This window comes from Bacillus cereus group sp. MYBKT14-1 (assembly GCF_051915185.1).
Lineage (GTDB): Bacteria > Bacillota > Bacilli > Bacillales > Bacillaceae_G > Bacillus_A > Bacillus_A cereus.
Genome location: NZ_JBQAEF010000001.1, coordinates 857,549 through 879,427 on the forward strand (window position 1 = coordinate 857,549; position 21,879 = coordinate 879,427).

Sequence of the window (21,879 nt, forward strand, 5' to 3'; positions counted from 1 at the left end):
ACAATGGCGATAAAGCAAACGAATAATCCTAAAGTTGATCTTGTTTATCGGAAGAGAAAAAGTGCGGAGGAAATGAGGCATCAAGTTATTACGTTTGCATTAATGATTTTTTTAACATTAGTTGCATTTGTAGCGGTGGCGTATCAAAAAACTTTTAGTCCGATTTTCTCTGTACCGTTTATTTTACTATTAGCAGTGGTACAAGTAATTTTTCAATTGTATTATTTTATGCATATGAGTCATAAAGGACATGAAGCAGCAAGTTTCTTTCTTTACTCTGGTCTGCTAATAGGGTTAATTACAATTTTAGCTTTTATGACAATCGTGTGGATTTGAAAAGTGAAAAATAAGGGAGCTTGTGTTGTCACAGCTCCCTCTTCATATTATGAGATAACCTTACGAAGGTAGGTGTGAAAATGAGTAACTTGTGGATATTTGGTTTTCAGGCTTTATGGAGTCCGATCTTTTTATTATTTATGCTTTCGATTCTTATTGGGTACTTCTTAATTATTGGGCCATATAGAATGCGATTTGAAAATGCGACGAAGGTAAGTAAGAAGCAAATTTTTTATTTTACGACTGGTATTGTTCTTTTGTATTTTGTAAAGGGAGGGCCTATTGATTTAATTGGCCATATTATATTTAGTGCTCATATGTTTGAAATGGCAGTCATGTATATTGCAGTTCCACCGTTACTGTTGCTTGGTATACCAATTTGGTTATATCGTTACATTACTTCTTTTAAGTTTGTTCAAATTATATTAAAGGTATTTGCTAAACCACTTATTGCGTTATTTGTATTTAACGGCCTGTTTTCTTTTTATCATTTACCAGTTGTTTTTGATACGGTAAAACAAAGTCAAATAGCTCATCCTATTTGTCTCGCTATATTGTTTTTTACAGCAATCATGATGTGGTGGCCGATGTTAAATCCATTACCAGAATATCAAACATTAAGTGATATAAAGAAACTTGGTTATATGTTTGCTAACGGTATATTATTAACGCCTGCTTGTGCGTTAATCATTTTTGCGACAGCGCCGTTATTTGCAACGTATACGGATCCGGCTGCTTGGATGAAAGCGATGGAACTATGTGTACCAGCGGGCACTTTATCAGATTTAAATATAACGGGACCAGAATTTTTGCACTGGATGCCAGTTGTACAAGACCAGCAAACTGGTGGTATCATAATGAAAATTGTCCAGGAAATAGTGTACGGTACAATTATAGGCTATGTATTCTTTAGATGGGCACGTAGAGAACGTGAAAAGGATAAGGAGCAGTTGCAACAATTGCCGCCTTATTTACAGACTAAGTAAAAAAAGTGTATGGGATTCCATGCGCTTTTTTTACTTAGTTTTAGCTACCTTTAAAAGATTGAATTTTCTAACTTTTTATGTTAAGTTAGTGTAGGCGTGTACTAAAAGTGGAGATAAAATTTACTACTAGCTTTCATGCGTAATAATTCCATATGTAGTGCAAGTTTTTTAGAGAGTTACAAATATATATTGTTATCTTTAATAAACACGAACTATTTTAAGGGGGAGTTTAAATGGGTAGTAGTGGAAGTATGGTAAAGCCGATTAGTGGTTTTTTGACAGCACTAATTCAATATCCAGTACCAGTAGTAGAATCGCGTGCAGACATTGATAAACAAATTCAACAAATCATAAAAACAATTCATTCGACCAAATCAGGTTACCCTGGTTTAGAATTGATAGTATTTCCTGAATATAGTACACAAGGGCTCAATACAAAAAAATGGACTACAGAAGAATTTTTATGCACAGTGCCTGGGCCAGAAACAGACTTATTTGCTGAGGCATGTAAAGAATCTAAAGTATATGGTGTTTTTTCAATAATGGAGAAAAATCCTGATGGTGGAGAGCCATATAATACAGCAGTTATTATTGATCCACAAGGTGAAATGATTTTGAAGTATCGTAAGCTAAATCCTTGGGTGCCAGTCGAGCCTTGGAAAGCTGGAGATTTAGGCTTACCTGTTTGTGATGGACCTGGAGGAAGTAAATTAGCTGTTTGTATTTGTCATGATGGCATGTTCCCTGAAGTAGCTCGTGAAGCGGCCTATAAAGGTGCAAATGTCTTAATTCGTATTTCTGGATATAGTACACAAGTTAGTGAACAATGGATGCTAACCAATCGTTCAAATGCATGGCAGAATTTAATGTATACATTGTCGGTAAACTTAGCGGGTTATGATGGCGTATTTTATTACTTTGGTGAAGGACAAGTATGTAATTTTGATGGGACTACTTTAGTACAGGGACATCGAAATCCTTGGGAGATTGTTACTGCTGAAGTATATCCAGAACTAGCAGATCAGGCTAGATTAGGATGGGGATTGGAAAATAATATATATAATCTAGGTTCAAGAGGATATGTAGCAACTCCTGGTGGGGTGAAAGAAAATCCATATACGTTTGTAAAAGATTTAGCTGAAGGTAAATATAAGGTTCCTTGGGAAGATGAGATTAAAGTAAAAGATGGATCTATTTATGGATATCCAGTAAAAAAAACGATTCATTCTTAGGGAAGGGAAATAAAACAAGCGCATCATATTGATGCGCTTGTTTTTGTTAATCAATAATTTGAAATTCTTTTAACTCTTTTTCGACATTTTGTAGGAGTTGTTCGCTTTTTTGAAGTACATTCGTTGGGAAAGTCTCATCATCACCATATTCAACGCCGTGAGGATAATAATGTTTTCCTAATAAGGGGGGAAGTAGTTTTACTTCAGCGTGTCTACTGCCAATGTCACCTTCAACAGCAACTCCTTGCACTCGTAAATAATAAACATCCTTTAATATTTCAAATTTATAATCGTATGTAACTCGCTCATAATCCCACTGTCCGGCAAGTACGAAGTGGTTGTTTTCCATGATTTCAGTTAAAAGAGTTAATTCAACGACGGCTCCATTAAATTTCGTATTTGTAAATTGCATATAATACCTCCTTGTTTAATGTTACATCATTATTTTTATAATAGTATGAATAATAAGAAAGTGCAATTCATATTGAGAGAAAAGGGATAATCCAGACTTTTTTCACAAAAATATGATATAGTGAAAAGAGTACGGTACACACAAAAAGAAAGAAAAGGATTTGTGTATATCTCAATTTTATGTTTTGTTCAGGAGGTATATCGTTTGAAGAAATTATTGCGTATCGTAATGATTACATTTTTAATTTTAGCTGTTGATTTATACGGGAAATTACTCGTTTCACAATATATATTAACCCCATCTCAATCAAAGCAAGAAAATAAAATTGTGAAAAAGAAAAAGCAAATTAAGGAAGACTCCTCAGACACTGTTTTAAATATGATTGGTGAAGACTCTGAAAACTTATTAGCGAAGTGGGGAGAACCCTCTCGAATAGAGCCATCTGCATACGGATATGAATGGTGGGTATACAACCAGGATTTAACTCAGTATGTTCAATTTGGAGTTTCTGAACGTAAAGTTGTAACGGCATACGCAGCTGGTGAACAAGTTAAGGTTCCACCTTATTATATAAATGAAAAATATGAAGAAGTATATAAAAAAAGTCCGCTTTCGCATGAAATTTCATTAAAAAGAGGGAAAAATAGTTATCAATTTGAGCTATCTGATACCGAAGTCATGGAACAACCGTTAATACCTGTAGAAGATGGATGGGCGCAATTGTATTTTGATCAATTTACACATGAGCTTGTTGGTGTTCGTTATATGGATGATGAAACTTTATTACGCCAAAGACCGTATCAGCTCGTTTATTCAGGTGAATTAATAGCAGAACAACCATTGACTCCAGAAAAAATAAAACAAGTAGAAAATGGGAATATGCAACAAATTTTTGATTTAACAAATATCATTCGAAGTCGTCATAAATTACCATTATTAATATGGGATCAGGAAACAGCAGATGTTGCTGTTGGTCACAGTAAAGATATGAAAGACAATAATTATTTTTCTCATGACTCACCTACATTAGGTACACTAGGAGATCGTTTGCAGCGCGGGAAAGTAGGATTTCAACTTGCTGGTGAGAACATAGCGGCGCAACATAGTGATGGAATTGCGGCAGTGCAAGGTTGGTTAAATAGTGAGGGGCATAGAAAGAATTTATTAAATGAACAATTTACAGGATTAGGTGTGGGTGTATACGATAAATTTTATACACAAAACTTTATTCGAAAATAAAGTGAAATTGTAAGCGGTGGGGTGTTAACATCACCAAATTAGTTACTTCGTATTCACTGAATTGTAGGTGGGAATCTGACCGTATGCAAATAGCAGAAAAAAAGGTGCATGAATCGTCTAAAAATAGGCGAACCATGCGCCTTTTTTTTCTTACTATATAGTAGATATACATGGAGAGGTGAGGATTATGCCAACAACAAAAGGACCGTTACATCCATCGGTTCAACAGTTTAAAGAATTTGTAAACCATCACCCTAAAATGGTTCATGAGGTTAGAAGTGGTCATAAAACATGGCAACAATTTTATGAAGAATGGTACTTACTTGGTGAAGAAGATCCAATATGGGCAACTTATAGACCGGATGGAGCGCCTGCGTTTTCTTCGGTAAAAGAAAATAAAAAAGAAAAAGATAATCGAACTGAAGAGGAAAAAACTGCTGATGTTATGGGGCAAATGCTTTCTTTTTTTAAAAAGTTGGACGTGGAACAAATGCAGAACCATTTAGCCAATGTGACGAGTGCAATTGGGAGCGTGCAACAAGTTATTCAGCAATTTCAAGGTAACCGTACGCAGCAAGAGCAAAGTACTTCAGAAAATAACCCGTTTTTCTTTCAAAAGGATTAGGGGGAAGGATGATGAGAGCAGAAATTATGGAGTTTATAAAGGCTGATGAGGATTTATCTCGCTATATTAGAGAGCAACCGTACTGGTATAGAAAATTAACAAGAAATCCTGAAGAAAAAGAGGCTTTTGAGTTAGCGGCGATGCAACATTTCAAAAAAACAATACCAGATAAAGTGGAAAAGTTTCAAAATCAATTGGCCGTTGCTTCGATCATGATTGATATGTTTCAGTATATGAAGCAACAAAATGCAACCTAATTGGAAGTGAAAAATATGTCCGTCATGCAGAACTTTTGTTACAATAGAGGTTGATTATTTAAAAAGGAGTTGCAGCATGACGGAAATTTGTTTAGTACGACATGGACAAACTGATTGGAATTTTCAAGAAATTATTCAGGGGCGAGAAGATATTCCGCTTAATGAAGTTGGTAAGAAGCAAGCGAGTCAGAGTGCAGCTGCTTTACAAGAAGAAACGTGGGATATCATTATAAGTAGCCCGTTAATTAGAGCGCAAGAAACGGCTAATGAAATTGCAAAGACAGTTGGATTACAATCGATTTTATTAGATGAGCGATTTGTTGAACGGAATTTTGGAGAAGCTTCAGGGAAGCCGGTTGCGGCTGTTAGAGAGTTGATTGCTGAAGGTAAAGTAGAAGGTATGGAGCGAGATGAAGAGATTGTAGCTCGTTGCTTTGCTGCTTTAGAAGATGTTGCGACAACTCATTTTGGCAAACGTATTATTATTGTTGCTCACTCACACGCGATAAAAGCGATTTTACATGCCATTGAACCAGATGAAATTACATTTAAGACACCATTAAAAAATGCGTGTATTAGTTATGTGAAACAAAATAGTGGAAAGTGGGATGTTCTTAAATATAATATAGCGGAACATATTAATGTATAAGTGTGTACGGATATAGTGTAAAAATAGTTTCATTATATCTTTCTTTTGAGTAAGTCACTTCAATTAGTAGTTCTAATCTAAATGTGGTATGATGGATACTCGGAGGTGTCTCTCATGATTGTAGCGACGCTAGAAAGCGTATTAATATTAGATAAGGCAGAGCAGCTTGCAAAAGCGATTATCTGTTCAGATATAGCAGAAGATTATCGTAAGTATTATAGAGAATTACATGAAGATATGGAACTTCAGACGCTCATTCAGCAATTTACAGCGATGAAAGAACGGTATGAGGAAGTACAGCGTTTTGGAAAATACCATCCTGACTATACTACCGTGTCAATGAAAATGAGAGAATTAAAGCGTTCTGTGGACTTACATGATAAGGTTGCAGCTTTTAAAAGAGCAGAAACTGCTTTGCAGAAGTTATTAGACGAAGTTAGTGTAGCAATCGGTTCGGAAGTGTCTTCTTCCATTAAAGTGCCAACAGGAAATCCATTCTTTGATGCTGGTGGCTGTGGTGGAGGTTGTGGTACTGGCGGAGGTTGTGGTTGTAAAAAAACGGGGTGATGTGCCCCGTTTTTTAGAAGTTGGAAGAAAACGTATACAGAGTTTGTCCTGTAATGTTATAAATTTCTGATTGGTTTTCATAGAATATAAAATATATGTTTTTAAAAGGAGAAGATGGAGAAGATTATGTTCGGGCAACGACAAAGTATGATTGTTTATTTACATTCATTGAAACATGCCAAGATTTTAAGGAAATATGGTAACATACATTACATATCAAAACGATTGAAATATGCTGTAGTATATTGTGATATGGAACAAATTGAGCATATGATGCATAAGTTGAACAAACTTCCTTTTGTGAAAAAGATAGAACAGTCGTATCGCCCGTATTTAAAAACGGAATTTGAAAATTCCCGTCCTGATCGAGCAAAAGAATACGATTATAGCTAATAGAAAAAATCCCCGGCTAAATTTAGCCGGGGGTTTTTCACTTGAAATAACGTGTTATTTCATCGGAGGAATGAAATTGTTCATTCGTAAAATACCAATTAAATGATTAAAAAATAGTTCTTTTTCTGGGAAAGTTGTAGATGGTTTTACAGTAAAGGTAGTCACTTTTTTTCCGAGTTGTTCTGCCGTTTCTTCAAATAAAATGACACGTTTACTTTTTTTATTTTCAAATACAGGAATGCCTTCACGACATATGTATAATGGTTGGAAATCACCAGTAGTAGTTGGTTTTAATATTACAACAAGCGAACATACTTTTTTATCGTTTTTTATCGTTTCAAATTGTAACATATGTGCTATACGTTCTTGATTTGTTTTGGCAATTTCAAGTAATTCATATAAATCAGAGTAGCCTTCTCCAAGTTCTATAAAGCGTTGAATCATATCTTTTCCTCCTCTTTCTTTTACTGTACCATTTCACTTTTTAAATGAAAAGCACACAAAGAAAAAAAACCCTGCATAGCAGGGCCCTTCTTATACTAGCATGTACTAGTAAGAAGGCAAAGGGAGAGGAGAAACCGGAGGAAGAACTTATGGGGAAACGTAAGTCTTCTCCGCGGTTGGCAACAACATCGAAGGTGATGTTGTTATAATTATTTATGTCCAATCTAAATGAAGATATACATAATGAAATTAAATTTTATGTTGGGCTTTTTATTTTTCTTTTTTTTATTTTGTGATAGGATAAAAAAGATAAAGTGGAACTAATATACATATTGGGTTCATATTAGTGAATGATGAGATGAATACATAAAAATAACGAGAGGTTATTTGAGGCCGAGTTTTCCTATAGTTAGGTGAATGTGGTTTGTTAACGGTTACCGAAGTGGGAATGGCTTTCTATAATCGCTCGATAGATTGAAATAAAGGTAGTGACAACAGATGAGAGTAGTTTCAGGAAAATGTAAAGGACACCCACTTAAAGCGGTTCCTGGTAATACAACACGTCCAACGACAGATAAAGTAAAAGAATCTATTTTTAATATGATAGGTCCTTATTTTGATGGTGGTATCGCCCTTGATTTATTTGGTGGTAGTGGTGGTCTTGGAATTGAGGCATTGAGCAGAGGGATTGATAAAGCAATTTTTGTTGATCGGGATAGTAAAGCGATAAAAGTAATTCATCAAAATTTAGAAAGTTGTAGAGTACAGGAACAAGCTGAAGTATATCGAAATGATGCTGAACGTGCAGTAAAGGCGCTAATAAAACGTGAAATGTCATTCGATCTTATATTGATAGATCCTCCATATAAAGAGCAAAAAATTGTATCTTTAATTAGTATAATGGATCAACATGGATTGCTACATAGTGATGGATTAATTATGGCAGAGCATGGTAATGATGTAGTTTTACCTAATTCAATAGGAAGGCTTGTAAAAGTACGAGCTGAGAATTATGGGATTACTGCAATATCGATTTATAAGTATGAAGGTGAGGGGACAGAATGACAAGTATAGCTATTTCTTCAGGAAGTTTTGATCCAATTACCCTTGGGCATCTGGATATTATTAAAAGGGGAGCAAAAGTATTTGATGAGGTGTACGTAGTCGTTTTAAACAATTCATCAAAAAAACCATTCTTTTCAGTTGAAGAGCGATTAGAATTAATTCGAGAAGCGACAAAGGATATCCCGAATGTAAAAGTAGATTCGCATAGTGGGCTATTAGTAGAGTATGCAAAAATGCGTAATGCAAATGCAATATTACGTGGTTTACGAGCAGTTTCTGATTTTGAATATGAGATGCAAATTACTTCTATGAATCGAAAATTAGATGAAAATATTGAAACATTTTTTATTATGACAAACAATCAATATTCATTTTTAAGCTCGAGTATTGTAAAAGAAGTTGCGAGGTATGGAGGAAGTGTAGTAGATCTTGTACCTCCTATTGTAGAACGTGCTTTAAAAGAAAAGTTTCAAACCCCGTTAAAGTGAACGGGGTTTTTCTTTATATGTGCGCAAAAATAATAAAATAACATATAAGTATAGACAAAATAATGTGAAAATTGGTCCATAATGTATAAAAGATGTCCAAATTTCATGTAGTATAGAAGGATGCTCGGATAAAAATACAGGGATATCTTTTGGCATAGGCGAGAAAGAACTCACTTTCTCATAAAATGGTGTCCAAAATACAAATGTAAAAATAGGGGCAAGAATACTTTGAATAATTCGTGCGAAAAAATAGGGTTTAAATCGGATATCTGTTTCAGCTAATATGCTAGCAACTTGTGCCTGAATAGAAAGACCACTAAATGCTAAAATGAAGCTTGTTACCATAGCTTGTTGTAAGAGCGGTGTTTCATTTATTTGACTAATCATTTGGCTTCCGAGTGTCATTTCGAAAATACCTGATAATATAGGTATACTAAAATCTGTACTTAGTTGGAAGAATGATAAAATATGTTGCATAATAAAAGAAAGAGCTGCTGTAATGTGAAATACAGTAATCATTTTATTTAACACAGAGAATAAAATAATAAATCCGCCAATCATAAGTAATGTTTGAATAGAAGAAACAATGGCATCCCCAAGTAATTTACCAATTGGTCTTTTTTCTTGTAAGCGTGTCTCGTGAAGGATTAAAAAAGGGTTTTGAAAGCGACGTTTTTTTGTAGTGTGTGTATTAATTTTGTAAGCGGTATTATCGCCGTAAAAACGCATAATTAATCCGACAGCAAAGTTACTGAAATAATGGGCAGCGGCTAATATAATTCCTAATTTCGGATTATTAAAAAAACCGATAGACACAGCACCGAAAATAAAAAGTGGATTAGAAGAATTTGTGAAAGAAACGAGGCGCTCCGCTTCAATCTGAGTTAAAAGATTGCTTTTTCGTAGTCTAGCGCTTAATTTGGCGCCTGCAGGGAAACCAGAAGCCATTCCCATCGCCCAAACAAATCCGCCTATCCCTGGAACGCGAAAAAGTGGGCGCATGAGTGGTTCTAATATAACGCCAATAAATTTTACAACACCGATACTAATTAGAAGTTCCGCAATGATGAAAAACGGTAGTAGTGAAGGGAATACAACTTCCCACCATATATTTAACCCGCGAATAGAAGCTTGCAAAGCGGCTTGGGGGTGGAGTACAAGAGAAAAGGTTAAAAATAGCGTTGATATGGTAAGGAAAGCGGTTTTCCATTTTTCATACATGTAAGTAAATCCCCCTTTGTCCCAAAAAACGTTCATTTCAGTATACGTGGATACGTAGTGAATTTAGACCATAAGTATGAAAAAGGAATGAAAAAAATTAAAGGGTGAGAAAAATGAAAGAACCAAAGATTGGTTTAGCACTTGGGTCTGGAGGAGCGAAAGGGTTTGCTCATATTGGTGTAATAAAGGTTTTAAGGGAAGCGGGTATCCCTATTCACATGATTGCAGGAAGTAGTATGGGGGCGCTAATAGGTACGTTTTATGCGGCAAGTAGTAACGTTGAAAGATTGTATAAATTGGCATCTGTTTTTAAGCGGAAGTATTATTTAGATTTCACGGTACCGAAAATGGGATTTATTGCTGGAAAACGTGTCAAAGATATGATTAAAATGTTTACATATAATAAAAATTTAGAAGAGTTAGATATCCCGACGGCTGTTGTGGCTACTGACATATTGAAGGGGGAAAAAGTGGTTTTTACAAGTGGGCCAGTTGCAGATGCGGTGAGGGCTAGTATATCTGTTCCTGGAGTGTTTGTACCAGAAAAAATAGATGGAAGATTATTAGTGGATGGTGGAGTCATTGATCGCATCCCAGTATCGGTTGTGAAAGAGTTAGGGGCCGATATTGTTATCGCTGTTGATGTATCTCCAATTAAGGTAAATGGCGATGTTACGTCCATTTATGACGTAATCATGCAAAGTATTGAAATTATGCAGCATGAGCTTGTAATGAATCGGCAAATTGCATCGGATTTAATGATGCGACCAGCTGTAGAGCAATTTAGTTCACGTGCTTTTACAAACATTGAAGACATTATTCGAGTTGGAGAAGTAGAAGCAGAAAAACATATTTCAAATATTTATTTATTAATTGAGCAGTGGAAGGAGAAACATAATGTTTAAGCGTTTTCGGTTTATATATGCAATCTTAATAGGGGTTATATTGGCGATGTTACTTGTTTACGTACGTTTACCGTATTATATAACAAAACCAGGAATGGCTGCCAAATTAGAGCCTTATGTTCAAGTTGAGGGTGGAACGAAAGAATCTGGTGATTTTATGCTTGTTACGGTTTCAATGGGACCAGCAAATGTGGTGAATTTAATAGCGGCACAGTTTAATAAATATACACATATTTCGAAAGCGGAAGAAATATTGCAAAAAGGTGAGAGTGATGAAGAATATCAATTTCGCCAAAATTATGCGATGAAAGATTCACAAAATGCAGCAATTTATAATGCATATAAACGTGCAAATCGCTCAGTATCTTTTGAAAATAAAGGTGTATTAGTTGCTGGTGTGGCAAAAGGAATGCCGTCAGAAGGAAAGCTTAAGCTTGGTGATGTTATTATAGCTGTTGACGGAAAAACGTTTGAAAAGACGGAGCAATTTATTGAATATATGACAGGGAAAAAAGAAAACGATGCTGTAAGTATTGAGTACATGAGAAATGGAAAACAATTGAAAGAGAATTTAAATGTAAAGACGATTCCTAATGGGAATGGACGTGTCGGTATAGGTGTTTCTATCGTTACGGAAAGAGAATTGGTGGTCGATCCGAAAGTGAAAATTAATTCTCATGAAATTGGTGGACCATCCGCAGGTTTAATGTTCACATTAGAAATATATAATCAACTTGTGGAAGAAGACTTAACGAAAGGACATGAAATAGCTGGAACAGGTACAATTAATGAAAAAGGAGAAGTGGGCCCGATTGGTGGTATAAATCAAAAAGTGGTGGCTGCTAGCGATGCTGGGGCTGAAGTGTTCTTTGCGCCAAATGAAAAAGGTGCGGAGAAATCGAACTATAAAGATGCACTTGAGACTGCAAAGGATATTAAAACAAAAATGAAAATTGTACCAGTGGATACGCTGGATGATGCGTTAACATATTTAGAAAAGATGGATAAGGAAAAAACCTCTCTGAAATAGAGAGGTTTTTTATAGGAATTTTGTAGTTGTTTCATCATAGCGAATAGGATGGTGTGTTATATCCTGTTTTAATAGTTGTGTGCGTAACGGTTCGTGCATGATGGAGAAATATACAGAGTTTGCTTTTTTCTCTATATCTAAAGCGGCATGGTCGAATGTTTTTGTATGAGTAAGGATTGGAAGTTCGATTTTTTTCTTATTTTTTGAAAGGTAAGTTTGTCCTTTTTGTGACATGCCTAGCAGGCGAATATATGGTGCGTGTTGTTCTATATTTGCACTACGTATATCCTCTTTTGTTGTGTTTGTTAAAATGTGTGTACAAGCTCTTTGTAATCTAGTCCATGTATAACGTTTTGTTTTTAATGCTTCCATGAATGAATAGAAGGAGGAACTGTTTTGTATTTTTGATAAAATACGATGCTCTAAACCTTCTTCTATTTCATATATATGTCGTAAGTCCCCTGGAGACATCGTCATGAGTCTATATTTAAAAAATGAAAAGTATTGTTCCCAATTATGTAATATCCCGTAGTTTTGTTTGTAATTTGCTAAAAGCGAAGTGGTTGCCTGTGGGAGAAAAGGTTCAATTGTTGTAAATGATCCTTCTTCGCTAAAGAGTTGTTTTCGGATGCTTGTCGCGCTTGCAATATGTTGGTCATTAAATGTTTCATCATGATAATGAGAGGCAAATCTTTTTATAGTTTGAGCTTGTATAGAGCTATTTTGTGACAGAATTGCTTTCATATATTGGAAGCCTAAAATATTATTTGGTTGTGACATATCTATGTTTTTTTCAGATGTTAAAATGTGTGAGAAAGCATCCGATGTTGCTTTTGCATAACTATTACCAGCGTCCATGAATTGTTTTACAAGGCAGTTAAAAGTCTCTTCTTCGTTTTTTTGTATGGAGATGGTATTATAAAAATTTTCGATTTGTCCATCCTCACTACCGAAACAAATTTCGGAAACACGTAGGGCATTTAAAATGGAAATAGCACCATTTGCGAAGGTTTCAGCCTTTTGTGTTGCAAAGACGTATGGAAGCTCTACAACAAGGTCTACGCCGTTTGCTAAGGCCATTTTAGTGCGATACCATTTGGAAATGAGTGCGGGCTCACCACGCTGTAAAAAAGGACCACTCATAACGGCAATTATTATATCGGATTGTGTTAACTTTTTTGTCTGTTGCACATGATAAAGATGACCGTTATGAAAAGGGTTATATTCAACAACAATACCACCAGCTTTTATGGTAATCTCTCCTTTCGATGTAGCATCTTTTTGAAAAACGTGATACTCTATATATTATTTACTATGATGACTTCATTATAGTGTAAAGAAAAAACATTGACAAATATAAAATGGCTAGCTATAATTTTGTTTGTTGCCTTGAGGTGATATGATATGAAATGGTCCATCCATCAATTGAATAAATTGAGAAATAAAGGATTGACATTGGATGAGATGGTAGATGTAAGTGAGCTAAAAGAGGTCGAGAAAGATATTCGTGAAATTAATCCTGTTCATGTAACGGGAAGAGTTGATTTTGGCTCCGGTAAGTTTACGTTTCATCTACATATAACTGGAAGCATGGTTTTACCATGTTCTCGCTCTTTAGTAGATGTGACATTACCATTTGACATTAAAACAACTGAGGTGTTCCAAACTTCACAAGAAGAATTTGAAACTGAAGCTGAAATTCATTCTTTAGAAGGAGAAGTACTTGACTTACTGCCCGTAATCAAGGAAAATATACTTTTGGAGATTCCAATGCAAATTTTCAGTGATGATGTTTCTGGTGGAGCACCGACGCAAGGTCAAGACTGGCAAGTGATTTCGGAAGAAGACAAAGAAAAGACTGTTGATCCAAGATTGGCAGGACTTGCAAAGTTTTTTGACAAATAATCGGAAGACTGGTTCAGGCCTTCATATGAAAATAACTATTTCTTTTAAGGAGGTGGGAAGAATGGCTGTACCTTTTAGAAGAACTTCTAAAACAGTAAAAAGAAAGCGTCGTACGCATTTCAAATTATCAGTACCTGGTATGGTAGAGTGCCCAAGCTGTGGTGAAGCGAAATTAGCTCACCGTGTATGTAAAGCATGCGGTACTTACAAAGGTAAAGAAGTAATCAGCAAGTAATTGCGGGAAAATAAACGCAGAAGATATCTTCTGCGTTTATTTTTTTTGCCTTAATCTTTAGTTGTTGTATTCTATCTTTTCTAGTAACTGCATATGCTTAATAAAAAATGCATAGGGAGGACTAGAGAGATGGCGACAACAAGACAAGATGCTTGGACTGATGATGAAGATTTGCTTCTGGCAGAAGTAGTACTCCGGCATATTCGAGAAGGTGGAACACAACTTTCTGCCTTTAAGGAAGTGGGGAAAAATTTATCTCGTACACCAGCAGCATGTGGGTTTAGATGGAATTCTTACGTAAGAAAGCAATATAAAGAACGTATTGAGGAAGCAAAGCAACTTCGTAAAGTAGAACATTATGAAGTGAAAGAGACAAAGGTGTTAGAACCTACGTCAATTACGTTGAATGATGTTATTGATTTCTTGCAAAATTATAAAGATGAAAACTCTTTAACGGTGTTGCAACAACAAGTTGAATCATTACAAACAGAAAGAGAGCGTCTTCTGGAGCGATTATCAGTATATGAAGAAGAGTATAGAACATTACTTGATTATATCGATCAAAAAAGAAGTGTAATGGTAGCGGAAAGAAACAATGCTCGCTCGAATGAGAAGTTAGAGAAGCTTAAGAAATAAAAAACAGCTGTTATACAGCTGTTTTTTTATTTCTTAAGCGGATTCTTCGTTTGTAACCGCATTCAAATTTGTTTCTGGATGCCAAATATAAAAATCACCATCAGTTACTGATACGGGGGTGAAATTTAATTTATCCCAAAAACCAGCTGAATGAATACGTGCTATCGTTTTAATAGGAAATTGCATTTGTTTCGCATGATTTACAAGCATTTGCCCGAATCCTTGTTTTTGAAAAGTTGGTAATACTTCAAGTTTATAAAGTTCTAGGTAAGGACCTGTAATTTCGAATGGTTCTCCGCCGTTTCTTTTCATATATAGACTCATACGTGCGATTAGTGATCCACCATAATAAATGCCATAAAATGGAGATTCACTGTCGTTTTCAATGATGTTTGCTTGCAATTCTTCCAGCATAGATAGTTCCTGGGCTCCGCACCCTTTAAATTTTTTGAATTCATCTAATGTTTTATAATTGATGAGCAAGCGCTCAACTTTTGGGAATCCCATTACATCACATCCTTTTGTTATCTTGTTGAATGCAGAAAAGTAAAAATATTTACAATAATAGTATAACTCATTTTTTTATTTTTATGAAGAAGATAGTATATTTCTTTTATTATTTTTTTGAGGATTTGCTAAACTAAGAGTATAAGTGTATTAATAGGTAGTATTATACATAGCGAAAAAAGAGAGTGTATTTGTTTGGCAGAGGACAACGAAATTATAGGGCGTGCTCATGTACTTTAAAAAGATATAAAAAGGAGGGGAGGCAAGGGCGCTTAATGTGAATCCCTTGTGTGAAAATGAAAATTGGAATTGTCGGACCAGGTGCTATTGGTCTATTGTATACATTTTATTTACAAAAAAGTAACCAAGATGTTACGTTGTTTACAAGAACGGCTAAGCAGGCTGAAGAGTTGAATGAAACAGGTGTAACTTGTATTAGAGATGGAAGATGTGAAACAGTATATCCATCTGTTTTACCGATAGAAAGTATGATAGCGCAAAATTTAGATTATATATTTATTTCTGTGAAGCAATATCATATAGATGACGTACTACCGTTTGTGGAAGGGGCATCATCATTAATCTTTTTGCAAAACGGAATGTCGCATCTTCAAAAGATGCTGAAAATAGGGAGTGAAAATATAGCTGTTGGTATTGTAGAACATGGTGCGAAAAAAGAGGGAGGGCATATCGTTCATCATACTGGGATAGGGGTAACAAAATTTGGAGTGGTTTGTGGTCAATCTATACATTTTAAAAAAATATTCCGTTATTTTCCTGTTACTTATTTTCCAGTTCAAATAGAAACGGATTGGGAAGAGATTATGCACAAAAAATTAGTAGTAAATGTATGTATCAATCCATTGACAGCACTATTGGGAGTTAAGAATGGTGAATTAATCACGAATCGTTTTTTTTATCAAATGATGGAGCAAGTGTTTCAGGAGGTCGCATTTCTTATTAGAGGAGAAAAAGAAATGGTATGGCAAATGGTACGAAATGTGTGTGAAGGAACGTCTCGTAATACATCCTCTATGTTAGCGGATGTAAGAGCGAATAGACAGACGGAAATTAATGCGATTGTTGGATATGTATTAGAAGAAGCTAAGAAACAGCAACTACCAGTTCCGACACTTCAATTTTTGTTCGATGCAATAAAAGGGTTAGAAACAAGAGTATAAGTGTTATTCTTTGCTTTTACGTGAAACATTGACTACAATGTGGATTGGTGAGAGAACTGGATACGAAAGGAAGAATTATATGGAGATAAAAGAAATCTCTGTTCCGCAACAAGGTGTTGTAGCGGACTATATGAACGGTAAAAAAGAGATACAGTCATGTTTTGATTATATGTTAACAGAAGATGCTTTTAAACAACGTTTACATGATTTGCGTGAAAGGGAGTTTTTCCGCCGAGATTTAGTAGCGCATTTATTAGAATATAATACAAAATTACAAGCGGGAGAATCTACACTTCAAAATGTAAAAGCGCTTGGAGATGAAAATACATATGTTGTTATAGCTGGACAACAAGCAGGGTTATTAACTGGACCGCTTTATACAATTCATAAAGTTATTTCAATTTTACAGCTTGCAAAGGAAAAGGAAGAAAGTTTAGGAGTTAAAGTTGTCCCTGTCTTCTGGATTGCGGGTGAAGACCATGATATGGATGAGATTAACCATACTTTTGTAGCGAAAAATAAAAAGATGAAAAAAACTATTTTTTATGACCGTAATCCGAAAAAGGCGAGTGCTTCTGAGTCTGAACTTTCTGTTGAAGATTGTAGAAATTGGATTGAAGAGATTTTTAAAACATACCCAGAAACAAATTTTACAAAGGATGTATTAAAATTTGTTGATGATGCTTTGAAAAAATCGAATACGTATGTAGATTTCTTTGCTCATCTTATTACGAAAATCTTTGCTAATTCTGGTTTAATCCTTGTTGATTCACATCATCCTGAATTAAGAAAGTTAGAAATTCCATTTTTCAAGCGAATTATAAGTAAGTATAAAGAGGTACAAGAGGGGCTTCGTAATCAGCAAGAAGTAATTAAAGAACTAGGATACAAACCGATTATTGAAACGAAGTCTCATGCAGTGCATATATTCATGGAAATAGATAATGAACGAGTATTGCTTGAAGATCAACAAGGTAAGTTTGTTGGAAAGGATGGGGCGCATTCCTTTTCATACGAAGAGTTGATTGAAGAGATGGAGAGAAATCCGGCACGTTTTAGTAATAATGTTGTAACACGTCCTCTTATGCAAGAGTATGTATTTCCTACGCTCGCATTTATTGGAGGTCCAGGAGAATTAGCTTATTGGAGTGAATTACAACAAGTATTCCATACTGTCGGTTTTCAAATGCCACCTGTCGTTCCTCGTCTTACAATTACTTATGTGGAGAGAGATATAGCGACGGATTTATTTGATTTGCAATTGAGAGAAAGTGATCCGTTTTTAAATGATGTCGATAAATTGCGTGAAAACTGGTTGTCTAATCAAATAGAGGAACCGATTGATGATCATTTTGAAAAGGCGAAAAAAGAAATTGCCGATATTCATACATCTTTACAGCAATTTGTAAAGAAAATAGAGCCAGGGTTAGGTGCGTTTGCAGGGAAAAACGAATTGAAAATTAATGAACAAATTGAACTGCTGGAAAGAATGTTGAAAAGAAATGTTGAGAAAAAGTATGAGGTTCAGCTAAATAAATTCCGCCGTATACAATTCGCACTTCGTCCATTAGGTGCACCGCAAGAACGTGTGTGGAATGTATGTTATTATTTAAATCAGTTTGGTTTGGATTTCGTTGATCGTGTAATGGAAAACCCTTTTTCTTGGGACGGAAAACATCATGTTATAAAACTATAAAATCTTGCTCTTTGGAGCAGGATTTTATTTTTATTCCGTTGAATTTACTGTGAAGTGATTTTTTTTCTGAATTATCAATCAAAAAGTGTTAAATATGGCAATTGTGTTGGATACTTAAATATATGACAAAATAGCACAAAATGTAAACGTATTATTCGCTTTTTCGACAGTTTTTTATTTAAATTCCCGCAAAAGATGATAAAATTTAGTATATAATAAAAGAAAATAGCGATTTGTATAGTATGTTGCCTTTGTTGGTAAGTTAAATGAGTCGTTCTTTCGTATTATTTCATTCTCTAAGCGTGAAATATGTGTTTAGAGGAAGGGATACATTCAACATAATTAATTGGAAAAAGAGTAGGTGCAACAATGTTTAAACACGTAACAGTGCTTTTAAAGGAAACAGTAGACGGCTTAGATATAAAGCCAGATGGTACATATGTAGATTGTACACTGGGGGGAGGAGGACATAGTTCTTATTTATTATCCCAATTAACTGAAGGTGGAAAATTAATAGCGTTTGATCAAGATGAGATAGCGATTCAAAACGCGAAAGAAAAGTTCTCTTCATACGGTGAACAGTTTATAACAGTAAAGAGTAACTTCCGTTATTTAGCTGAAAAACTGCAGGAAATAGGTATAACAGAAGTAGACGGTATTTTATTTGATTTAGGTGTTTCATCCCCACAATTAGATACACCAGAACGAGGCTTTAGTTATCATCATGATGCACCGCTAGATATGCGGATGGATCAAGATGCCCCATTAACAGCGTACGATGTTGTAAATAGCTGGTCATATGAACAACTTGTAAGGATTTTCTTCCAATACGGTGAAGAGAAATTTTCAAAACAAATTGCAAGAAAAATTGAAGCTTATCGTGAGAATAAAGCTATTGAAACGACAGGAGAATTAGTAGAGCTAATTAAAGAAGGTATTCCGGCTCCTGCTCGTAGAACGGGTGGGCATCCTGCTAAGCGAGTGTTTCAGGCAATTCGTATAGCTGTAAACGATGAATTAAAAGTATTTGAAGAAGCATTGGAATCTGCTATTGAGATGGTTAAGCCAGGTGGAAGGGTTAGTGTTATAACATTCCATTCATTAGAAGATCGTATTTGTAAAACAACGTTTAAGCGAAATAGTACAACGCCACAATTGCCGCCAGGATTACCGATTATTCCTGATGAATTTAAGCCGAAATTAAAGCTTATTACAAGAAAACCAATTTTACCTTCTGATATAGAGCTAGAAGAAAATAATCGTGCGCGTTCTGCGAAGTTGAGAATCGCTGAAAAACGATAAAAGGGAGAGAGAGGTATGACTAATTTAGCTGTAAAGTACAAACAACAAGCGCAAGAAGAGGTGCAAATTCAAACGCCCCCACAGCAGATGGCTAAGCCGAAGGTTAAAGCGAAAATTACAAGAATCGAAAAACTGTTGTATGTAGCGTTTATTGGCTTTTTATTGTATGCCTGTGTCGCGTTTATTGGAAATAAAGCAGGCCTTTATCAAGTTAATGTAGAAGCAGCGACGATAGAAGAAAAAATTGTACAGCAGCAAAAAGAAAATCAAGAATTACAAGCTGAAGTAGAGAAGTTAAGTCGCTATGAACGAATCGCTGAAGTTGCAAAAAAACATGGGCTAGAAATTAATGCGAATAATGTGAAAGGCCTCAAATAAGGCAATAGGTGTGAAGGAACGATGAAGAAGAATATGACTAAATTTCATACCAATAAGGGAGCAGGTTATTTTATGATATTTTTCCTCCTGCTCTTTTTGCTGTTATTAGCCCGATTTTTTTACATACAATCAACAGGAACCGTTCATAATCAGGATTTAGATGCACTTGCTAAACAAAAGCATAGTAAAAAAGGAGTTCTTGAAGCGAACCGAGGAACCATTTATGATCAAAACGGTCATGTGTTAGCGCAAGACGCAAACTCTTACAAAATGGTAGCTGCACTAAAAGGTGCTAACTCAGTTGAGAATAAAGAAGATACTGCAAAGAAAATTGCAGGAGTACTTGGAAAAGGCGAAGAGGATATTTTAGCTTCTTTAAACAAGGAAGGTAGAAGTCAAGTCGAATTTGGAACGTTAGGCAAGGATTTGACGAAAGAAAAGAAGGAACAAATAGAAGCGTTGAAGTTGCCGGGAATATCTTTTATTACAGAAAATGCAAGGGTGTATCCAAACGGTGATTTTGCATCTTACGTTATAGGTCATGCAAAACCAAATGAGAATGGAACCTCGGTAGGTCAATTTGGCATAGAGAAAAGCTTGGATAAATACTTAAGTGCTTCGAACGGAGAAGTAGCATATACAGGTGATCGTAAAGGTGTGTCCCTTGATGGGGGAAAAGTTAATGTAAAGGCACCTAAAAATGGAGATAATGCTTATTTAACAATTGATCAACGTGTCCAAAGTTATTTAGAAGACGCGATGAAAGCAGCAAGTAAGCAATATGAGCCAGAAAGTTTAATAGGGATTGTTGCAGATCCGAAAACTGGGAAAATATTAGCGATGTCTACTAAACCTAGTTATGACCCTAATGATCGCCAAATTAAATATTTCTTCAATGACGCGATTGCCAATGCATTTGAACCTGGATCGACAATGAAAATTTTTACGTTAGCGGCAGCTATTAATGAAGGTGTGTACAAAGGACAAGATTATTATCAATCCGGGACATATCAAGTCGGAAATAGGAAAATAAAAGATCATAATGGCGGTGCTGGTTGGGGCTCTATCACGTTTGATGAAGGGGTAGAGCGTTCTTCAAACGTAGCGTTTGCAATTTTAGGAGATCAAAAACTTGGTCCAGAACGTTTCCGAAAATATATTCATAGTTTTGGATTAGATGAAAAAACGAACATTGATTTATCAGGTGAAGGATCGAATACAATTTTATTTGATCAGCAAATACAACAAGTGACAACAGCTTTTGGACAAGGTTCCACTGTAACACCAATTCAGCTTGTACAAGCTGCAACGGCCATTGCAAATGATGGGAAAATGATGAAACCTTATGCAATTGATAAAATTGTAGATCCGATAACAGACAAAGTAAAATTAGAACATAAGCCAGAAGAGGTAGGAAAACCTGTTACAAAGGAAACAGCAGCGCAAGTAAGACAGTTATTAGAACGTGTTGTTACATCTCCGAAAGGTACAGGGACAGCTTATAAAATTGATGGATATTCAGTTGGTGGTAAAACAGGTACAGCGCAAATTCCGGATGGAAAAGGCGGCTATATGACAGGAAGACAGAATTATATATTCTCATTCTTAGGTATGGCACCAATGGACGATCCACAACTTGTCGTGTATGTAGCTGTTAAACAGCCGAAATTAAAAGATGATGAGAACGGCGCACAACCTTTAGCTGATATTTTTAAATATGTAACAAAAAATAGTTTAGAGTATTTAAAGATTAAGCCAAATGAAGTGAAAGATCCGAAAAAACATCTGAAAGAACAACAAACTACTGTTCCAGATGTAACTGGTAAAACGATGGCTGAAGCGGGGAAAGCGATTGATAAAGCAAAACTTCGTCCAATCGTACTAGGTGAAGGGAAAGTACAGCAACAAGTACCAAAAGCGACTGAACAAACATTAAAAGGCGACCGAGTCTTCTTGGTAGGAGATAAGCCTACAATGCCAAATATACAAGGATGGGCACTGCGTGATGTTATGAATTTAGCGAAGACATTACAGCTTAACTTGAAACCTTCTGGTACAGGATACGTAACAGAACAAAGTGTGGCGGAAGGAACATTATTACAACCTGGTACAGAATTAGGTGTCACACTCGTACCGCCACTCGAACCACAGCAAGAAGCAGAAAAGCCGTAATGGTAAAAGAGAATAAGT

General features: G+C 35.5%; 26 protein-coding genes. 21 read left to right on the forward strand and 5 right to left on the reverse strand.

Going from position 1 to position 21,879, the window contains the following annotated elements; genetic code table 11:
- Positions 1-3 precede the first annotated feature (3 nt).
- The 3 genes from ctaF (at position 4) to ACTFO4_RS04730 (ending at position 2,554) form a co-directional block, all read left to right on the forward strand.
- Positions 4-336 carry a cytochrome c oxidase subunit IVB gene (gene ctaF / locus ACTFO4_RS04720; RefSeq protein ID WP_440013079.1) on the forward strand — a complete coding sequence of 111 codons (333 nt, stop codon included), beginning with the start codon at positions 4-6 and terminating at the stop codon, positions 334-336.
- 80 nt (positions 337-416) lie between these two features.
- A complete protein-coding gene (ctaG, locus tag ACTFO4_RS04725; RefSeq protein WP_000069026.1) occupies positions 417-1,322 on the forward strand; it encodes a cytochrome c oxidase assembly factor CtaG in 906 nt (301 codons plus the stop codon).
- A 233-nt stretch (positions 1,323-1,555) separates the two neighbouring features.
- A complete protein-coding gene (locus ACTFO4_RS04730) occupies positions 1,556-2,554 on the forward strand; it encodes a formamidase (RefSeq protein WP_000535802.1) in 999 nt (332 codons plus the stop codon).
- A gap of 46 nt (positions 2,555-2,600) precedes the next feature.
- On the opposite strand, the gene ACTFO4_RS04735 is transcribed toward ACTFO4_RS04730, so the two are convergent.
- A complete protein-coding gene (locus ACTFO4_RS04735) occupies positions 2,601-2,966 on the reverse strand; it encodes a YugN family protein (protein WP_001160947.1) in 366 nt (121 codons plus the stop codon).
- Between the two features lie 204 nt (positions 2,967-3,170).
- Between ACTFO4_RS04735 and ACTFO4_RS04740 the strand changes: the two genes are divergently transcribed.
- The 6 genes from ACTFO4_RS04740 (at position 3,171) to ACTFO4_RS04765 (ending at position 6,696) form a co-directional block, all read left to right on the forward strand.
- Complete coding sequence (locus tag ACTFO4_RS04740; protein ID WP_017672847.1) at positions 3,171-4,205, forward strand: CAP domain-containing protein; 1,035 nt, start codon at positions 3,171-3,173, stop codon at positions 4,203-4,205.
- A gap of 187 nt (positions 4,206-4,392) precedes the next feature.
- Positions 4,393-4,830 carry a YlbD family protein gene (locus tag ACTFO4_RS04745; RefSeq protein ID WP_001143346.1) on the forward strand — a complete coding sequence of 146 codons (438 nt, stop codon included), beginning with the start codon at positions 4,393-4,395 and terminating at the stop codon, positions 4,828-4,830.
- Positions 4,831-4,841: 11 nt separating this feature from the next.
- On the forward strand, positions 4,842-5,087 hold the full coding sequence (locus ACTFO4_RS04750) for a YlbE-like family protein (RefSeq protein WP_001200990.1): 246 nt from the start codon (positions 4,842-4,844) through the stop codon (positions 5,085-5,087).
- Between the two features lie 76 nt (positions 5,088-5,163).
- Positions 5,164-5,736, forward strand: a complete 573-nt coding sequence (locus ACTFO4_RS04755; RefSeq protein WP_000134946.1) for a histidine phosphatase family protein — start codon at positions 5,164-5,166, stop codon at positions 5,734-5,736.
- A gap of 114 nt (positions 5,737-5,850) precedes the next feature.
- Complete coding sequence (locus ACTFO4_RS04760) at positions 5,851-6,303, forward strand: YlbF family regulator (RefSeq protein ID WP_000634366.1); 453 nt, start codon at positions 5,851-5,853, stop codon at positions 6,301-6,303.
- A gap of 126 nt (positions 6,304-6,429) precedes the next feature.
- Positions 6,430-6,696 (forward strand): YlbG family protein, encoded by a 267-nt coding sequence (locus tag ACTFO4_RS04765; RefSeq protein ID WP_002082261.1) that lies wholly within the window; start codon positions 6,430-6,432, stop codon positions 6,694-6,696.
- Positions 6,697-6,750: 54 nt separating this feature from the next.
- Here the strand turns inward: ACTFO4_RS04765 and ACTFO4_RS04770 are convergent, their stop codons facing one another.
- On the reverse strand, positions 6,751-7,140 hold the full coding sequence (locus ACTFO4_RS04770) for a DUF7147 family protein (RefSeq protein WP_000616019.1): 390 nt from the start codon (positions 7,138-7,140) through the stop codon (positions 6,751-6,753).
- Between the two features lie 498 nt (positions 7,141-7,638).
- Between ACTFO4_RS04770 and rsmD the strand changes: the two genes are divergently transcribed.
- Positions 7,639-8,205 carry a 16S rRNA (guanine(966)-N(2))-methyltransferase RsmD gene (gene rsmD / locus ACTFO4_RS04775; RefSeq protein WP_001266978.1) on the forward strand — a complete coding sequence of 189 codons (567 nt, stop codon included), beginning with the start codon at positions 7,639-7,641 and terminating at the stop codon, positions 8,203-8,205.
- Positions 8,202-8,693 carry a pantetheine-phosphate adenylyltransferase gene (gene coaD / locus ACTFO4_RS04780; protein WP_000200601.1) on the forward strand — a complete coding sequence of 164 codons (492 nt, stop codon included), beginning with the start codon at positions 8,202-8,204 and terminating at the stop codon, positions 8,691-8,693. The genes rsmD and coaD overlap by 4 nt, the downstream gene beginning before the upstream one ends.
- Here coaD and ylbJ read toward each other — a convergent pair.
- Complete coding sequence (gene ylbJ, locus ACTFO4_RS04785; RefSeq protein ID WP_000273082.1) at positions 8,685-9,914, reverse strand: sporulation integral membrane protein YlbJ; 1,230 nt, start codon at positions 9,912-9,914, stop codon at positions 8,685-8,687. The genes coaD and ylbJ overlap by 9 nt on opposite strands.
- Before the next feature lie 113 nt (positions 9,915-10,027).
- Between ylbJ and ACTFO4_RS04790 the strand changes: the two genes are divergently transcribed.
- Positions 10,028-10,819 carry a patatin-like phospholipase family protein gene (locus ACTFO4_RS04790; protein ID WP_000662588.1) on the forward strand — a complete coding sequence of 264 codons (792 nt, stop codon included), beginning with the start codon at positions 10,028-10,030 and terminating at the stop codon, positions 10,817-10,819.
- Positions 10,812-11,849 (forward strand): SepM family pheromone-processing serine protease, encoded by a 1,038-nt coding sequence (locus ACTFO4_RS04795; protein ID WP_000476280.1) that lies wholly within the window; start codon positions 10,812-10,814, stop codon positions 11,847-11,849. The genes ACTFO4_RS04790 and ACTFO4_RS04795 overlap by 8 nt, the downstream gene beginning before the upstream one ends.
- 9 nt (positions 11,850-11,858) lie before the next feature.
- On the opposite strand, the gene ACTFO4_RS04800 is transcribed toward ACTFO4_RS04795, so the two are convergent.
- Entirely contained in the window at positions 11,859-13,040 is a 1,182-nt protein-coding gene (locus ACTFO4_RS04800) for a nucleotidyltransferase (protein ID WP_002182932.1), read from the reverse strand.
- A 213-nt stretch (positions 13,041-13,253) separates the two neighbouring features.
- Between ACTFO4_RS04800 and ACTFO4_RS04805 the strand changes: the two genes are divergently transcribed.
- The 3 genes from ACTFO4_RS04805 to ACTFO4_RS04815 all read left to right on the forward strand — a co-directional run bounded on the left by ACTFO4_RS04805 (position 13,254) and on the right by ACTFO4_RS04815 (position 14,625).
- Positions 13,254-13,754 (forward strand): YceD family protein, encoded by a 501-nt coding sequence (locus tag ACTFO4_RS04805; RefSeq protein ID WP_000872149.1) that lies wholly within the window; start codon positions 13,254-13,256, stop codon positions 13,752-13,754.
- 61 nt (positions 13,755-13,815) lie between these two features.
- Positions 13,816-13,989 carry a 50S ribosomal protein L32 gene (gene rpmF, locus ACTFO4_RS04810; RefSeq protein ID WP_001984764.1) on the forward strand — a complete coding sequence of 58 codons (174 nt, stop codon included), beginning with the start codon at positions 13,816-13,818 and terminating at the stop codon, positions 13,987-13,989.
- 129 nt (positions 13,990-14,118) lie between these two features.
- Entirely contained in the window at positions 14,119-14,625 is a 507-nt protein-coding gene (locus ACTFO4_RS04815; RefSeq protein WP_000246467.1) for an RsfA family transcriptional regulator, read from the forward strand.
- Between the two features lie 33 nt (positions 14,626-14,658).
- Here the strand turns inward: ACTFO4_RS04815 and ACTFO4_RS04820 are convergent, their stop codons facing one another.
- Positions 14,659-15,132 (reverse strand): N-acetyltransferase, encoded by a 474-nt coding sequence (locus ACTFO4_RS04820; RefSeq protein WP_000506696.1) that lies wholly within the window; start codon positions 15,130-15,132, stop codon positions 14,659-14,661.
- A gap of 296 nt (positions 15,133-15,428) precedes the next feature.
- Between ACTFO4_RS04820 and panE the strand changes: the two genes are divergently transcribed.
- The 5 genes from panE to ACTFO4_RS04845 all read left to right on the forward strand — a co-directional run bounded on the left by panE (position 15,429) and on the right by ACTFO4_RS04845 (position 21,861).
- Positions 15,429-16,313, forward strand: coding sequence for a 2-dehydropantoate 2-reductase (gene panE, locus ACTFO4_RS04825; RefSeq protein WP_142390974.1), 885 nt, complete (start codon positions 15,429-15,431; stop codon positions 16,311-16,313).
- 79 nt (positions 16,314-16,392) lie between these two features.
- The gene (gene bshC / locus ACTFO4_RS04830) at positions 16,393-18,009 is read left to right on the forward strand and encodes a bacillithiol biosynthesis cysteine-adding enzyme BshC (RefSeq protein WP_098770766.1); all 1,617 of its coding nucleotides are present in this window, start codon (positions 16,393-16,395) and stop codon (positions 18,007-18,009) included.
- A gap of 369 nt (positions 18,010-18,378) precedes the next feature.
- Positions 18,379-19,311, forward strand: coding sequence for a 16S rRNA (cytosine(1402)-N(4))-methyltransferase RsmH (gene rsmH, locus ACTFO4_RS04835; protein WP_000472508.1), 933 nt, complete (start codon positions 18,379-18,381; stop codon positions 19,309-19,311).
- Positions 19,312-19,326: 15 nt separating this feature from the next.
- On the forward strand, positions 19,327-19,689 hold the full coding sequence (ftsL, locus tag ACTFO4_RS04840; protein WP_000182804.1) for a cell division protein FtsL: 363 nt from the start codon (positions 19,327-19,329) through the stop codon (positions 19,687-19,689).
- A 21-nt stretch (positions 19,690-19,710) separates the two neighbouring features.
- Positions 19,711-21,861, forward strand: a complete 2,151-nt coding sequence (locus ACTFO4_RS04845; RefSeq protein ID WP_000739960.1) for a penicillin-binding protein — start codon at positions 19,711-19,713, stop codon at positions 21,859-21,861.
- Positions 21,862-21,879 lie beyond the last annotated feature (18 nt).